General features: G+C 45.6%; 14 protein-coding genes and 1 pseudogene. 12 read left to right on the top strand and 3 right to left on the bottom strand.

Annotated features, from left to right (window positions below):
- Window positions 1-47: 47 nt before the first annotated feature.
- Window positions 48-779, bottom strand: a complete 732-nt coding sequence (locus tag NKT06_RS31005) for a glycosyltransferase family 2 protein (protein WP_253442121.1) — start codon at window positions 777-779, stop codon at window positions 48-50.
- Window positions 780-1,107: 328 nt separating this feature from the next.
- Between NKT06_RS31005 and NKT06_RS31000 the strand changes: the two genes are divergently transcribed.
- The 7 genes and pseudogenes from NKT06_RS31000 (at window position 1,108) to NKT06_RS30970 (ending at window position 6,380) form a co-directional block, all read left to right on the top strand.
- Window positions 1,108-1,254, top strand: coding sequence for a helix-turn-helix transcriptional regulator (locus NKT06_RS31000; RefSeq protein WP_483311604.1), 147 nt, complete (start codon window positions 1,108-1,110; stop codon window positions 1,252-1,254).
- Window positions 1,233-1,347, top strand: a pseudogene (locus NKT06_RS30995) (AraC family transcriptional regulator); the annotation flags it as partial. The gene NKT06_RS31000 and the pseudogene NKT06_RS30995, both read left to right, overlap by 22 nt.
- A gap of 218 nt (window positions 1,348-1,565) precedes the next feature.
- Window positions 1,566-3,191, top strand: coding sequence for a rhamnogalacturonan lyase B N-terminal domain-containing protein (locus tag NKT06_RS30990; protein WP_253442119.1), 1,626 nt, complete (start codon window positions 1,566-1,568; stop codon window positions 3,189-3,191).
- A gap of 214 nt (window positions 3,192-3,405) precedes the next feature.
- A complete protein-coding gene (locus tag NKT06_RS30985) occupies window positions 3,406-4,395 on the top strand; it encodes an SMI1/KNR4 family protein (protein ID WP_253442117.1) in 990 nt (329 codons plus the stop codon).
- 354 nt (window positions 4,396-4,749) lie between these two features.
- Window positions 4,750-5,484 carry an SDR family NAD(P)-dependent oxidoreductase gene (locus tag NKT06_RS30980; protein WP_253442115.1) on the top strand — a complete coding sequence of 245 codons (735 nt, stop codon included), beginning with the start codon at window positions 4,750-4,752 and terminating at the stop codon, window positions 5,482-5,484.
- A gap of 67 nt (window positions 5,485-5,551) precedes the next feature.
- A complete protein-coding gene (locus tag NKT06_RS30975; protein WP_253442113.1) occupies window positions 5,552-5,971 on the top strand; it encodes a MarR family winged helix-turn-helix transcriptional regulator in 420 nt (139 codons plus the stop codon).
- Between the two features lie 31 nt (window positions 5,972-6,002).
- Entirely contained in the window at window positions 6,003-6,380 is a 378-nt protein-coding gene (locus NKT06_RS30970; RefSeq protein WP_253442111.1) for a winged helix-turn-helix transcriptional regulator, read from the top strand.
- Between the two features lie 56 nt (window positions 6,381-6,436).
- Here NKT06_RS30970 and NKT06_RS30965 read toward each other — a convergent pair whose 3' ends face one another.
- Window positions 6,437-7,507, bottom strand: a complete 1,071-nt coding sequence (locus NKT06_RS30965) for an SDR family oxidoreductase (RefSeq protein ID WP_253442109.1) — start codon at window positions 7,505-7,507, stop codon at window positions 6,437-6,439.
- 257 nt (window positions 7,508-7,764) lie between these two features.
- Window positions 7,765-8,262 carry a DinB family protein gene (locus tag NKT06_RS30960; RefSeq protein WP_253442107.1) on the bottom strand — a complete coding sequence of 166 codons (498 nt, stop codon included), beginning with the start codon at window positions 8,260-8,262 and terminating at the stop codon, window positions 7,765-7,767.
- Between the two features lie 172 nt (window positions 8,263-8,434).
- Between NKT06_RS30960 and NKT06_RS30955 the strand changes: the two genes are divergently transcribed.
- The 5 genes from NKT06_RS30955 to NKT06_RS30935 all read left to right on the top strand — a co-directional run bounded on the left by NKT06_RS30955 (window position 8,435) and on the right by NKT06_RS30935 (window position 16,218).
- On the top strand, window positions 8,435-9,592 hold the full coding sequence (locus tag NKT06_RS30955) for a response regulator (protein WP_253442105.1): 1,158 nt from the start codon (window positions 8,435-8,437) through the stop codon (window positions 9,590-9,592).
- Between the two features lie 3 nt (window positions 9,593-9,595).
- Window positions 9,596-12,733 (top strand): hybrid sensor histidine kinase/response regulator, encoded by a 3,138-nt coding sequence (locus tag NKT06_RS30950; protein WP_253442103.1) that lies wholly within the window; start codon window positions 9,596-9,598, stop codon window positions 12,731-12,733.
- Window positions 12,734-12,900: 167 nt separating this feature from the next.
- Window positions 12,901-14,220: an ATP-binding protein gene (locus NKT06_RS30945; protein ID WP_253442096.1), complete on the top strand. Its 1,320-nt coding sequence runs from the start codon at window positions 12,901-12,903 to the stop codon at window positions 14,218-14,220.
- Window positions 14,192-15,085 (top strand): response regulator, encoded by an 894-nt coding sequence (locus NKT06_RS30940; protein ID WP_253442094.1) that lies wholly within the window; start codon window positions 14,192-14,194, stop codon window positions 15,083-15,085. Before NKT06_RS30945 ends, NKT06_RS30940 begins: the two co-directional genes overlap by 29 nt.
- 335 nt (window positions 15,086-15,420) lie before the next feature.
- Window positions 15,421-16,218, top strand: a complete 798-nt coding sequence (locus tag NKT06_RS30935; RefSeq protein WP_253442092.1) for a transporter substrate-binding domain-containing protein — start codon at window positions 15,421-15,423, stop codon at window positions 16,216-16,218.
- Window position 16,219: the final 1 nt, after the last annotated feature.

Genomic DNA, 16,219 nt, shown 5'->3' with positions numbered 1-16,219 from the left:
GCAGCGGAATGCTGCTCTTTTTGAGATTTAATTGGTTGTTAACGGGGTCAGCCTTTTGGTTTCTTCTGCACATATTTCTTGTAATTCGTAACAGAAGGTATTTTTCGGCTTTGAGAGATTAGTTCTTTGTCGCTAATGATCCATGTATGGTTGGATGAGTTTCTCCGGCGTATCGCGACAAAATTACTTTTCCCAGCAGAATAAACGTTGTATCCGTTTCGTTTACTTCTAATGCAAAAAAGATCATCCTCACCGACGCTTCGATTCGGGAACTGAACTTTGTTTACTACCTTGCGTTTAAAGACAAGCGTTGCGCCGGGGATTAGGGTCACAGGTCGATGTTCATCATGTGGAAAACGAAGGATAAACGTCTTTGATCCGCGTAAATACATGTAATGTGCCCGCTTGCCAATGACATCGGCATTGGTTCTTTGAAAGGTCTGCACGCTTTCCGTCAAATAGTAGGGAGCGTAATAATCATCATCATCAAACTTGGCAATATAGTTGTATTTCGTTTTCTTAATAGCGTAATTTAGACAAGCGCCGAGGGAGGTACGTTCCGGAAGACGATAAACGTGTACGTTTGGAAGTTTTTTGGCTAAGCTTAGATAAGGAGTAAGGGAGATGTTATCATTGTTAACAATGATGATAAGTTCTTTCTTGGCGTGGTTCTGTCGGCTGTAGTTATTAAACAGGTTTTTTATATAGCTTTGGCGCTTCGTGCAGGCAATAATAGAAACTCCCTGCTTTTTGATAGATCTTTTTGGCCTGGCTCCCATTTTAACCGCTCCCCTTATCCGTTATGGTCAAAACTATCTCTCTTTAAAATATGTGAACGGCATATAAGAGGAACGGCATATCTGCAAAATGGAGAATACGCACAAAAAACCGTCAATGTACCTGTCTGCTCCATTGTCTTCTTCATTGGAGAATGCGGAAAGGGTAACGAAAACCAGACTTCTGCATGTTGAAGTAAATCAACCAAAACCTTCTGTATGAACAAGCGAGATTTTTGCAAGAGAAGAGCTACCTGCAGAATGGTGCAGGAAATGTCGGATGCGATGGGAACGGCTTTGCTATCCTTAAACTAACGAGGGAGGGGATGACATGGATACGCTGGCGGCGATGGAGCTGAGCCGGAATGACAGCAAAGTCATTGACGTTGCACTGAAATATGGGTATGTCTCGCCGGATTCCTTGGCCAGGACTTTTCAAAGCATGCATGTATCAGGCCTTCATCGGACTATGAGCTGAGTGAGGGTCCGGAAAATGCTATGGAATGAGCACAAGGATGGTACCGTTGAGCAATATAGAAGAGAGATATGGATACCCATTCGGAAGAGATGATAATGTCTCTAGCTTGGTATCTGCGGGTGCAGCTTTTGAAGTTGCGCTTTTTTTGCTTTTAGAATTTTCTATCGGATATACGAGCCGTTTTCATTGCAAATATATGTAATATAATGGTATTATTTTATTGGAATTGTAAGTTATGAGACGGAAGGGTAGGTTTTTATACATTATAATGTAAGCGCTTTATTAAATGATTTCCAAGGAGGAGTTTACTCATGACTAAAAGTATAGTGAGAAAGGCGCTTGGTTTGTTTTTAATTGTCGTTATGGTCGCAACAGCTGCCGTATACCCTGCATCTACCGGACACGCAGCCACCATCCAGGTCACAGACAACGGCTCCAGAATTGAAGTGAACACCGGTTCGGGATTAGTCTATGTAGTGAACAAAACGAATGGTGATATTATCTCTGCCAAGATGAATGGAACTGAGCTGAATAGCAATAGGGGCTCACATATTGGCTCGGGGTTGGGATCTTCTGCAAATGTAACGTGGAATAAGTCACCTTCGGGTTCAACGGTGCTAATTACCGTTTCCACCAACACATTGACTCACTATTATGCTTCGCGGGGTGGCGAGAACATCATATACATGGCAACGCATATCACGGCTCAACCTTCAATTGGAGAGTTACGGTACATTTTCCGCGGTAATGGTAGTGTGTTGACAGGTGTTCCGGCGAATTCTAACAACCGGGGTAACACTGGAGCAATTGAAAGTCAGGATGTGTTCGGGTTTGCCAATGGACAGTCGGCCTCCAAATATTATGGTAATGATCAGGCCAAAGACTTATCCGTTCGTGGGGTGACCGGGAATGGCGTCGGTGTATTTATGGCCTACGGCAATCGGGAAAAAAGCTCTGGCGGCCCATTCTTCCGTGACATCCAGTTCCAAAGTGGAACAGAGACGGAAGTCTATAATTATATGAACTCGGGCCATGCACAGACGGAAAATTGGCGCCTGGGTCTGCATGGGCCGTACGCTCTGATCTTCACCACAGGTGGTACGCCAAATGTACCCGATTTCAGCTGGATGTCTGGTCTGAACTTGCAGGGTTGGGTATCCAGTCGGGGGAATGTGGTGCTTAATGGTCTCTCCGGGATGGATACGGGGTACGCGTACACGATTGGGTTCGCCAATAGCAGTGCTCAGTATTGGGTGGGTACCTCTTCAAGTGGGGCAGCCGCCAAATATAGCATGATCCCAGGGACATACACCATGACAGCCTATAAGGGGGAACTGGCGGTATATACGGAAACGGTTAATGTCACGGCAGGCCAAACGACGACTCTGAATACACGTACGATCAACAATGATCCGAGTCAAGCCTCCAACATCTGGCGAATCGGTAACTGGGATGGTACACCACGGGAGTTTCTGAATGGGCAGACCATTCCGATCCGTCACCCGTCCGATAGTCGTAATCCAAGCTGGGGGCCTGTCACCTATGCTACGGGCAGCACGACCAATCGATTCCCGGCAATCCAATTCCGTGGTCAGAATTCACCAACTACAATAACGTTTAACTTGAATGCATCCCAAGCGGCATCTTCCCATATGCTCAACATCGGGATTACCGCAGCATACAATAATGGCAGACCTAGTGTAACGGTTAATGGACATGCTTTAACCAACCCTGCCGCTTCCTCACAGCCCAATTCTCGTAGCTTCACGATTGGTACCTATCGTGGCAACAACACAACGTTTAGCTGGAATGTCCCGGCATCTTACTTCGTGAATGGTTCCAATACTATCACCATTACACCGATCAGTGGTTCCAGTGATCTGGGGAACTGGTTAAGTGCAGGATGGGTCTACGATTGTGTGGAGTTACTGAATTGAATGAAGAATTCGATATCGTGGAAGAAATAAAGGAGGTAGCCTGCCTGGTTTTCTTAACTGGGTCCAGGTTACCTTTTTATTCTTTGCATTGCGAATGAGTAGATATTGATTCGTGACAGGCTCAAAGGATCTGGCTTGGCTGGAGAAGGTGATCTAGATAGTGGTATAATTTTCAATACGTAATCATGAGTGAATGAACGGGGAGGAAAAAGAAATGAGAGACGATCTGTTGGTTCAATTGCAAGAGTGGCATGAAGAAGATGAGTTTCAGGAAATTGTGGATGCAATTCAAGCGATTCCTGTGGAAGAAAGAGATTATGAGTTGATTAACCATCTGGGACGAGCGCTGAATAACCTGGAACGGTACGATGAAGCGGTTGAACAATTCCTGACGGTTGCCAAAGAGGGTACAGGTGACCCACTCTGGCATTACCGGATTGGGTTGGCTTATTACTATCTGGAGCAGTATGCGCATGCACAGCAAGCGTTCGAAAGAGCGGATCAATTGGAGCCTGATGATGAAGATACGCTGGAGTTTCTGGAATGGATTCGAAGCAAAATGGAGGAGGAATCCTCAGAGGAACTCTTAGAGGAATCCGTATATGAATCCGTATATGAATCGGTGAGTCCCGACCCATCTGTTTCTGAAATCTCAATCGCACCTGATCGTGTTAGCCATCTGGAACCAACGGGTTTTTGGAATGATAGTGCTGAAGCCGTGGATCAATATGTGCTGGCCCCACCTACTGATGGACAGATCGAGTCAATGGAGGAGCAGTTGGTGTTCAAGCTGCCAACATCCTATATAAACATGATGAAATTACATAATGGTGGTGTTCCCCACTATCGGTATTATCCTGTTAGCCAAGCAGAGGCTGCCAAGAAGGTCCGCGTTGAGGTCAAGGGAATACTGGGTATTGGACGTGAGAAAGCACATTCGTTAGGTGGTCAATCGGGTAGCCGGTACATCATCGAGCAGGGAGGGTACCCCGAGATTGGTGTTGTGTTATGTGAGTGCCCTTCCGATTCGGAGATCGTGATGCTGGATTATCGTGAATCCGGCAATGCTGGTGAGCCCGAGGTTGTTCATGTGGACAAAAATGAAAGCTACAAGATCACTTGGCTTGCGCCCAATTTTGAAACCTTTATTCAAGGTCTGGTGAATGAGGAAAATCAGCCTGCAAACCTTCAAGGTGCACTGTAAGAGGGTATGAGCTTCTCATTATACGAAACTTGAAAAGGCTGCATCCGTAATGACGGATGCAGTTTTTTTGTTGGCTAGTTATGCGGGATAAGTCTGAAATGTCGCCTAAACCGAGCTTTTTTTCAACTGCCTTAGCTTCGCTAAGGAATCCAAAATAAGTATATAGAGCTGTACTCGTTGCATTAAGACAGTTAGTTTGCTAGTATTTAGACATATAATATTTAGATGACTAAATATTATATGTCTAAATACTTTGGTTTCTTTAAGATCGGGGGCTTAAGCATCATGTTAAGAATGAAAGACAAAATAGCCCTGTTACTTACAAATAAATAAAATACGTTAGGAGCAATTCACATGGGGAAATTAGATAATAAAGTAGCCATTATTACTGGAGGAGCATCGGGAATCGGGGAGGGCATGGTAGATCTTTTTGCACAGGAAGGCGCCATCGTCATTGCTGCAGACATTAATGAGGAAGCATTGGAGAGAGCAAGCCAAAAAGAGAATGTTTACGGACTGAAGTTGAATGTATCTTCGGATGAAGATTGGCAGGCACTTGCGAAGGTAGTGAATGAACGTTTTGGGAAAATTGACATTCTGGTCAACAATGCAGGCATTTCTTCGGAGAAGCCATTTGAGGAAATCAATGCACAGGATTGGGAGAAAATGCTTTCCATTAACGGTTACGGCCCATTCGCTGGCATGAAACATGTCACTCCTTATATGGCAGCACAGAAGAGAGGTTCCATCGTCAATATCTCATCATATACGGCTTTAATTGGACAAGGCTTTAACCATTACTCGGCATCCAAAGGCGCGGTACGGGCATTATCCAAAGCCGCGTCGACCACCTTTGGTCGTCAAGGCATTCGGGTGAATGCACTTTTCCCTGGGATCATCGAAACACCAATGACCCAATCCTTGAACACATCAAAAGAACTGCTTGAACGATTAATTCAGGCAACGCCTTTGCAGCGTCTTGGTCAGGCTATCGATATAGCCAAAGCCGCGTTGTTCCTGGCGTCGGATGATTCTTCGTACATTACCGGATCTGAACTGGTGATCGATGGTGGCTACTCAGCCCAATAGCGTGTAAAATGATGACAGCCCTTAAGTTAAATGAGGGCTGTTGTTTTATTTTTTCGAGGAGGATCTAATGGAAGAACAGAACATTTTTGAGCTTATACACAACATGGATAATTTCACTAATAAATTGATCATACAATGGAACAAATCATTTAATGAGGACCTGGGTGTCTCTCATGTGCTTGTACTCAGCCATCTTCATCAAAATGGAAAAAGCCGACCTTCGGATATTGCAAAAATGTTAGGGTTCACGCCTCCTACACTCAGTTATTTATCGGACAAGATGGTAGCCAAGGAACTAGTCGTCAGAATGGTAGATGAAGCGGACCGCCGCATTATTTATTTGAACATTACGGATAAAGGGACCGAAGTCCTCGGAAGAGCGATATTGGAGGGCCAGAAGCTGCGTAAGAATTTATTCCAGAAATTAAATGAAGAGGATCGAGCACAACTAGCCCATATTTTTGAGAAGATGAATCGGGAAGATTGAGCAATAGCCTGGAAGGGAGACCGAAGGTGATATGGAGGAACCACTCAAAGTATATAACACCGCAGTTGAAGCCTTTCTTGAAGTGATCGGGGGAAAGTGGAAGCCCGTTATTCTATTCCATCTTACCTTTGGCAAGAAACGTAATGGTGAACTGATGAAGCTGATCCCTGCAATCACCCAGAAAGTGTTGACTCAGCAACTTGGTGAACTAACGGAGGCGGGGGTTATTGTCCGTATTTCCCATCACCAAGTCCCGCCTAAAGTGGAGTATGAGTTAACGGAGTATGGGTGGAGTCTTAAAGAGATTCTTCATCTGATGTGTAGGTGGGGCGATATACACGTGGAGAATGTGTATGGTGATCGAGGAAAAATTCTGTTTAAGCCGCCAACTGCTGCTGACGTTGAGTGACTTATATAAGCCGATTCTGGAATTCAGGAATCGGCTTATTCTGCATTTTATTTACGTTACGGAAGGATCTTGCGATCACGTAGATTTCTGAAAATATCCATAAACATAGCCTCAGTGTCAATGAAATCATAAAATCCGAAGCGGCGAGCTTTGGAACCATCTGCGAAGAAATCGTAGTCCCACGAGAAGACAAAGTCACCAAATGCCCAGGAAGAGACATCATCATAAGGGGTGTTTACCAAACCATACTTTTCAATCATGGAATTCCAAAGATCTTCTTTATCTGCCATCACAGTTGCAAGTGAGAGGGTGAGTGGAGGTGCTGTTTCCAATTCGAAAAATGCAGCAATTTTGGGCCAGAGTTCATTCCAGCGAAACAGATCGCCATTGGTGATATTAAATGCCTGATTGGCACATCGCGGATCAGTTGCTGCCCATACGGTTGCATGAGCGAGCAATGTGGCATCAGTCATTTCGAGAAGCGAATGATACGCTCCTGGTTTCCCAGGGAATCGAAGTGGCAAGCCAAGTTCCTTGGAGATAGCCGCATATACACCAATAACCATGGCAAGGTTCATTGGATTACCCAGGGCAAATCCACACACCACAGACGGGCGCAGGGCGGACCAAGTCCAGCTACTTCCGGGTTGCCGTTCCTCGAGAAACTGCTGCTGATCGACATTGAATTCAGGGGGCATATGATATGCGTCCGTTTCTTTGGCAGGTGTTTTGAATGGACCCAGATGCGCACCGTACACTTTATAACCTTGCATTAGGCTAATATGTTGGAGATTTGGAGCGATCGGTTCAATCGTATTCACCACATGGACGAGCATGGCCAAGTTGGGCTGTACCAATTCGGTCCAAGTTGGGCGATCCTGATACGCGGCGTAGAAAATATGCGTAACGGTCGTTAAATGACTCAATTTGTCTTGTGTGTCTGCTTCGTTCAATAAATCAGCTGATATATAACGTAACCTGGGGGCATCTTCCCCTCCGCGGCGAGATACACCAATGACATTCCATTGGGGAAGTGTCATCAGATAATCAATAAGGTTTCTTCCAATGACGCCTCCAGCACCGATAACAAGGGCAGTGTAACGGATAACAGATGGTTCGGTTTTCAATGGACATGCTCCTCTCTTCTTCTGATCATATTGTGGGTCAGAAAAAGAAGGATGAGAAGTACGCACCTCAAAGTCATATACGTACTTTGAAGTGATATATGAGCCTGGAGCAGGATACGAGCGTTATAATCTGTACTTTCATGGGATGTTACTTGTTACTTGCCTCTAACGACAAGAAGCTGTAAAAGGAACAATCGCTCCTTTCACAGCTTAGATGTGTCTGTATATTCGTTGACTCGATCTGATGTAACTATGGTTTACGCCGGATATCCGCCACCTGGAGGCGGCCATGCACCGTAGAAACGACGAAGCAAAACAATTTCGCCCAGATGGTACGAGTTATGGGAGGCGATATTGCGCAGAAGTCCTGCTTTGGTTTCTCCGGGGAAATAAAGTAGTGGCTCATCTAATTGTGCTGTTTCTGCAATGGCTACCGCTTGATCAACCCCATCCAAGAATGCCTGAATATCTGCCTTCCAGGTTGCTTCATCCTGTGGACCTTTCTCTACAGGCCAGCTCTCGCTCACGTTAGCAGGGGGCTGTGGCTTGCGTCCTTCCAAGTGTTCGAGCATGAATTGCTGCCAATAATGCATATGCTTCACCAACTGATAGATCGTATAAGGCATGGCCTCGTGCGTACGAGCAGCAAGTGTGACATCAATATCGGGTAGAGCACGGGCGATGCGGATATGACCGCGTTCCCCCACTAATGATTTGACAAGGGCTTGCCCAAAGCTTTGATTCGTATCTGACATATGCAACCTTCCTCTCTTCCAGACCGGATCTGTTAACCTGTCTTCTATTAAGTATTATACAATTAAATTGCTAGAAATTGAAATTGGGAAATGAGAACCATAATACTTAAAATGCCTATGATATAATAGTGAAAATAAATCTCAAGGCCTCAGGGTCGAGGAGGAAGCTCCTGTGAAAGTGATATTGGTTGACGACGAACGTCTAGCGTTGATAGGCCTTCAAAAATCACTAGAAAAAGAAGTAAGCGGCATTGAAATTATTGCTACATATATGAATCCAACAGAGGCTGTGGCGGGTATTGTGGAACACCGTCCTGATGTTGTATTTCTGGATATTCATATGCCGGAGATGGATGGTATGGATCTGGGAAGACAGATTCAGGCGGCAACACCGGGCACCGAAATTATTTTTGTGACCAGTTACGATCAATATGCGGTGCATGCTTTCGAGTTACAGGCTTTGGATTATGTGATGAAGCCCATCCAAAAGGATCGATTGAAGCAGACGGTGAGCCGCGTAAGAGAGAAACTGAGCGTAAAACGGGAGCAGCGGTCAAAGGATACAAACGTACCTTTAATTTGCTGTTTTAATCAGATTCAGTTTAAGCTTCCAGGAAAGGATATTCAGGTTGCCAAATGGCGTACAAGCAAGGCGCAGGAACTGTTTGCATACTTGCTTCACCACCGGAACCAGGTTATCCATCGCAGTGTTCTGCTGGAGCTTCTGTGGCCGGGAACGGAAGAGGAGAAGACGGCACATCAACTCTACACTGCGATTTATCATGTCCGTCAAACCCTAAAAACTTGCAATATGAGTATGATCACGATTCAGAGTGGACACCTGGAGGCAGGTTATCGACTCGAATTGGGTGAGGCTCAGTTGGATAGTGAGCAGTGGGAACGGGAAATCAGGCAATGGAAAGTCGTAGACGCAAGTACCGTTCATGCCTATGAGCAAGCACTTCATCTATATAAGGGTACCTATCTTGGCAATTATGAATACATGTGGGCTGAACCTGAGCGGGAAAGATTACGCTATCTGTGGCTGTATCATATGAGACAACTAAGTCTGTATTACCAGCAGCATGGGCTGGCGGAAAAAGTGATCGAGAGTACTCAACGTATCCAGCATATGCTTCCGGATGAAGAAGAAAGTTATTTTACGCTAATGAAGTTATATGATGAAATGCACAACGATCTCGGTGTGGAGGAGCAGTATCGTCTCTTAACCACCAGAATGGAGCAAGATTTGGAGATACCGATCAGTGAGGATATTACCGAATGGTATCAGGACTGGAAGCTCGGTTTAACCAAAGTCATGAAAAAATAATTAATGAAATTACTTCAAACAAAACGTATGGACCGTTACAAGTATTTGATCATCATGATAATTATTTTTGGAGTGTTAATTGGCATGCGCTCGGTATGGTCTGAACTATTCCACACAGTAGATGAGCCTCGCGCCGTTAACGGGGTGCTGGATTTAAGGGGCGTGGATCTGGATCAATCCCCTGTCATGTACTTGAATGGGGAATGGGAACTATACCCGGAAGAATTGCTGACCCAACAAGATATTGCGAAGAGGAATGGCGGTGCGAAGAGTGTTCAGGTCCCAGGAGACTGGGGGAGTGCACAGAATCAGGAACAAGAGAGTTCGTACGGTTACGGAACATATCGATTGCGCATTTTGACAGATCCACTTCAGATTCCTGTTACCTTTTGGCTCAAAGGGATACGAAGTTCCTCCGAGATCGAGCTGAATGGAGACGCGGACGGGGGCATGGGTGAGGTCTCAGTGGATAGCAGTACATATATACCCCGAAGTACTTCGTATACAGCGACTTATGATCAGGAAGGAACAACATCCATTGAGTTGTTGATACGCGTAGCCAATTACGACAGCCCTTATATGGGCGGAATTAGCAAACCTGTTCGCTTCGGTTCACAGGCCGCCGTTGATTTTTCACGTTGGTATTCCATTGGTTTTCAGATGCTCACTTTTCTGGTTCTGCTCCTCCACGGCATGTATGCCTGTATTCTTTATGCATTTAATCGACAGGAACGTTCCTTGCTGGTTGGAGCCGTATTAACTTTATCTGTTGGCATCACAGTTACGATGGGTCATGACAATATATTGATGTTATGGCTTCCATTAAATTATACCTGGGGCATTAAAATTCGATTGATCTCATTGTTGCTGCAAAATGCTTGTATCCTTCTGTTATTCCAGAGATTAACGATGGTTCATGTACGAAAGGCATGGCTACATTGGCATGTTGTTATTACCTTGATCTATACGGCCGTGATTGTGGTGGTGCCCATTCATATTACATATGCAATGATCCATTACAACGTCATTAACCTATTCTTTCTTGTATCCCTGATCTGGTTTCTATATATCGTCGGAACGATGATCTTCAGGAAACAGGCGGACCGGGATATTGTTTTTCTGCTACTTACTGCAGGAGGCATTACATCCAACTTGTTATGGAGTGTGGCCGAGACAGCCAAAGATGTGACAACAGTCTATTATCCCATTGACATCATCTTTGCCATTACCGGATTCTCCGCCTATTGGTTCAAGAAATACTTCAGGAATGCCAAAGAGAACATGAAGCTGAATACAGAACTGCAGAAGGGTGACAAAATTAAAGATCAGTTCTTGGCGAATACATCACATGAACTGCGGACCCCGCTGCATGGGATCATTAACATCGCTCACAACGTGGTCACCCGAGAGAAGAGCAGGTTGGATGAACGGAGCCTGGGGGATATGGAGCTGCTGATTACGATCGGTCGACGGATGTCCCATCTCCTTGGTGATCTACTGGATGTAGTCCGGTTGAAGGAACATCGTATTGTATTACGTCAGGCTCCTCTTTCCATACAGTCGGTTGTGCCTGGCATTATCGCCATGCTGCAATTCATGGCAGAACGCAAACCGGTCCACCTTCATATGAAGATTCCGGAATCGTTCCCGCTGGTCATGGCTGATGAAGAAAGGCTCGTTCAGATTTTGTATAATCTGCTGCATAACGCGCTTAAACATACAGAGGAAGGAACGATATCCGTGAGTGCCGAAATTCGTGACGGACATGCTCTGATTCATGTGACGGATACCGGCATTGGCATGGATGAGGACACGCGGATGCGTATTTTCCTTCCGTATGAACAAGGGTCATATGGAATAAGCGATGGACAAGGCATCGGGCTTGGACTGAACATTTGCAAAGAGCTCGTAGAATTGCACGGCGGGGCACTAACGGTTCACTCGGAATTCGGAAAGGGCTCGGTATTCAGCTTTAACCTGCCGCTCGCGAATGAAACCACCCATCAGGCACAGTCACCACTTCCCCTGATATGGGAACAGGCCGCAGAGATGATGCAAGATGCACCTAGTGGATTCCTGTTACCCCGCCCAGGTATGGGGGACGCGGAAGCCATGGCGACAGCAGAGATGGAACCGTTGTTAAAAGAGGGGAAAGCCACCATTCTGGCTGTAGATGATGATCCGGTGAATCTGGATGTGCTGGTCAGCATTCTTTCGAATGAACCCTACACCATAACGACGGCCCGGTCGGGCCAGGAAGCGATGGAACTGCTGGGTACACGCCAGTGGGATCTGCTCATTACGGATGTGATGATGCCTAATATGTCCGGATATGAATTAACCCAGAAGGTGCGGGAGCAATTCTCCATGTCAGAGCTTCCGGTGTTATTGTTAACTGCACGAAGCCAGCCGCCGGATATATATACCGGTTTTGCATCGGGGGCCAATGATTATGTCACGAAGCCTGTAGATGCGTTGGAGCTAAAATATCGGATACGTGCATTAACCATGTTAAATCAGTCTATCCAGGAGCGCTTACGCATGGAGGCCGCTTATTTGCAGGCTCAGATCCAGCCCCATTTCCTGTTCAATACGCTGAATTCACTTATGGTCCTAAGTGATATTGATACAGAGCATATGCGGAAGCTTGGTGAAGCTTTTTCATCCTATTTACGGATCAGCTTCAATTATCTCAATACAGGGGAACTGGTGAAATTATCATACGAGCTGGAACTCGTGGAAGCCTATTTTTTTATTGAAAAAACACGATTTGAAGATCGATTGTCGGTGGTATTAAACGTAGAGCCGGATCTTCCGTTACTTCTCCCGCCGCTATCGATTCAGCCCTTGATCGAAAATGCCGTAAGACACGGGTTATTAAGCCGAAATGTGGGTGGGACAGTCTGCCTGTCCATTACTCGACATGAAGGTTATACCCGTATTGAGGTGAAGGATAATGGTAAAGGCATGGAACCGGAGAAGGTTGCAGAGCTGCTGCATGCTACGCCAGGTGGAAAAGGCGGAATAGGCATTGTGAATACGAACCGCAGATTGTTGCAACGGTATGGTCAAGGTTTATCGATCGTAAGTGAGCCGGGCGAGGGTACGATGGTATCATTTGATATTCCGGATGAGGTATAAAGAAAAGGCCGCAGAAGTGAAGACTTCGGGCCTTTTTGTGTTGCTCCATGTTCATTCCCTAATTTTAATTATTTCTAATGCATCTTTCATATGTTAGTATATTTAACATTAGAAGCGCGGATTCCGTCATTGGGCGCTAAACGTTGTTATAGTGGGTGAAGAGATCGATGCGCAATTGGGTCAAAAATGAGAATGTGCAGATGACGGCCATTGCCTTTGCTACAGCGGTAGGGGCGCAATTCAAGATAAATCCGTTCCGGGAAGATTACTTCCGAATCGGGCTGGGGGTTAGCATCCTTTTATTTCTGCTGATGATCATGCCGCACCTATCTTATGTGAAGACAGGAATCCTGACAGGCATCGCAAGTTTCCTGTTTCAGTCGGCAGATCTCATCAATCATGTACAGACCGTCTCCATACTAGAGAGCATGCGGGACAACCTGGGGGCAGGCGTGTATTATGTGGTCTTTGCCTATGGGCTTAGCAAGTTCAAGCATCGATTCCATGAAATGCAGCCTCTTCTGCTCGGCGGGCTGATTACCTGTATCGACTTTTCCTCTAATCTGGTTGAGCTGCTGCTTCGCGGCATGTTAAGTGGGACCAATATTTTTTATATGAAGGAATGGTTGTATCTGCTTGTGGTGGGCGGTCTGCGAAGTTATTTTGTGATTGGGCTCTACAACAGTTTTGCGGTGAGGCAGATGCGGCTTTTGCATGCAGAGCAGGAGAAACGGATGGAGCAGATGCTGAGTGTAAACTCAGGTCTGTATGGTGAGGTATTTTACTTGAAAAAAGCGATGAATACGATCGAAGGCATTACGGCAGACAGCTATGATCTATATCGGGATCTCCGGGAGCATGAGATGAACCAATACAGTCAGCGCACGCTGGGCATCGCTCAACAGATTCATGAAGTGAAGAAGGATTCACAACGGATTCTTGCGGGTCTGCTGAAATTATATGATAACGAAAAAGCGGTCAACATGAGCTTGTCCGAAGTGCTGAACTTTGCGAGCAAAGCAAACCGAAAATATAGCGAGATGTTGCATAAGCAGGTGGAGATCGACATCGAGCAACAGTATGATTGCGAGTCTCCTTATTATATTCCTCTGCTAACGGTAATGAATAACCTGATTGCCAATGCGGTAGAAGCGATTGAGCATGATGGGATGGTCCGAATTCGTGTGTATGAACAGGAAGATGACGTGCATTTGGTCGTGATGGATACGGGGAAAGGCATACCTGAAGCCAAACGGGATGTCATTTTCGAACCGGGCTATACAACGAAGTTCAATGAAGTCGGCATTGCTGCAACAGGCATTGGCCTGTCTCATGTACGTGATATCGTTCAGTCATTGGAGGGACACATTAAAGTAGACTCGGGACTTCCGGAAGGGAAAGGGACTACATTTGCTATAGCTATTCCCAAAATGAATCTAATCAAGGGGGGCGATGTCGATGACACTTTCTATCATGATCGTGGATGATGATGTGGTCAGCCGGAGCATGCTGCATGATATCATTGAATCCTGTGGAATCGGCGAGCTTGCGGGCATGGCAGAGGGGGGCATAGAAGGAGCGCGGATGATCATGGATCTGCGTCCAGATGTGGTGCTGATTGATCTGCTGATGCCCGATCAGGACGGAATTGAGACGGTTGCGAAACTGAAGCACAGCGGGTATACCGGGAAATTTATCATGATCTCTCAGGTGGAAAACAAGGAGATGGTAGGGGCGGCCTACCAGAACGGAATTGAATTCTTCATTCATAAACCGATTAACCGGGTCGAAGTGGAGCATGTGCTCAGCAAAGTGAATGAACAGTGGAAGTACGAACGTTACGTGCTGGAGATTAAGCAGTCGATGGCCCGATTGAATCTGGTGGAAGTGCCGGCCCCTGCCCAAGGTCGTACGGTGCGAGACGCGGCGAGAAGTATTCTAATGGATCTGGGGATCATCGGAGAAAGTGGTAGCAAGGATATTGTGGCCCTTATGGAGTATGCAATTGATCAGAAGCGTGCCGGGGAGTGGCCTCCGCTGAAGGAGTCATACGAAGCAGTGGCCCAGACATACAAGTCTACGCCCAAGGACGTGGAGAAAGAGAGTAAGGCGATGGAACAACGTATTCGCAGAACGGTGATTGCCGCACTGACGAACATGGCCTCGATTGGACTTACCGATTATAGCAACCACAAGTTTGAGCACTATGCTCCCCTCTACTTCGACTTCCAGGATGTTCGAATGAAGATGAGAGCCATGGAAGAAGATCAGGCAGGCGACAAAGGCAAGGTTAATATCAAAAAATTCCTGCATGTGTTCTATATGGAGACGATTGAAAAGATGAATAATTGAACAACTAAATAACTAAATAGTAACTGAGATATTCTTTCTCTTATCCAAAAGCCGGATTCCCGAAGGTAACACCTTCACGGATTCTCGGCTTTTTTTGTTTATCACCTTCTTAATTGTCATATAACCTTACACAAATAATTAAAATAGGATCTTTTATTAGTGATTTGTGCGCGTTTATCTATTAAAAAACATTACATGTTAATTTAATTTTCATGAGTTGTAATTATTTTGTGTAGGATCATGTAAGTTGGCGTAGGGAGCGAACTACAATACGTGTATAAATACAAATGGTCGATTCGGTCGATCCCAATCTAATTCGGAAAAGGGGTTTTTCTATGAAAAAGGTAGCATCTATTGTAATGGCGTCCGTTCTTGCTCTAACACTTAGTGCCTGCGGTGCAGCGAAATCGGGTGAAGAGAATAGTGCCCAGTCGGCAAGTGGTTCAGCTGTTGAGAAATACACATTTGGTACCGATGCAACGTATCCCCCTTTTGAGTTCCAGAAGGACGGCAAATATGTAGGGATCGATATTGACCTCATGAACGCGATTGCGGAAGAAGAGGGCTTTGAAGTAGAGATCAAACCGATGGATTTCAAAGGCATTATTCCGGCCATTACGGCGAACCAGCTGGACGGAGCCATTGCAGGCATTAGCATTACGGACGAACGTAAAAAAGTGGTGGACTTCTCGGACCCGTATTATCAGGCCGGTCTGTCCTTAATCGTACATGAAGATAACACGGACATCCAAAGTCCTGAAGGTTTAAAAGGAAAGATTATTGCGATTAAAAAAGGAACTTCAGGTGCCAATCTTGCAGATGAATATGCAAAGACCTATGGGGCAACCGTGAAATATTTTGATGACAGCCCATCAATGTATCAGGAAGTTGCGAACAAAAATGCAGATGCTACGCTGGAGGATTTTCCGGTCATCTCCTATAAGATTGCCATCGACCCGAACGCCAAGCTCAAAATCGTTGGAGATCGATTGAACGGTGACTTCTACGGTATTGCTGTGGCCAAAGGTGACACGGAATTGCAGAAGAAGATTAATGAAGGATTGAAGAAATTGCAGGAAAACGGAAAGTACGACGAGATTGTTGGCAAGTACCTGGGAACAGCGGCTAAATAGA

Origin of the sequence: Paenibacillus sp. 1781tsa1, assembly GCF_024159265.1 — a bacterium.
In the GTDB taxonomy this organism is placed as follows: domain Bacteria; phylum Bacillota; class Bacilli; order Paenibacillales; family Paenibacillaceae; genus Paenibacillus.
Note: the sequence above shows the minus strand (reverse complement) of the source record. Positions and strands in the feature narration are given on the sequence as shown.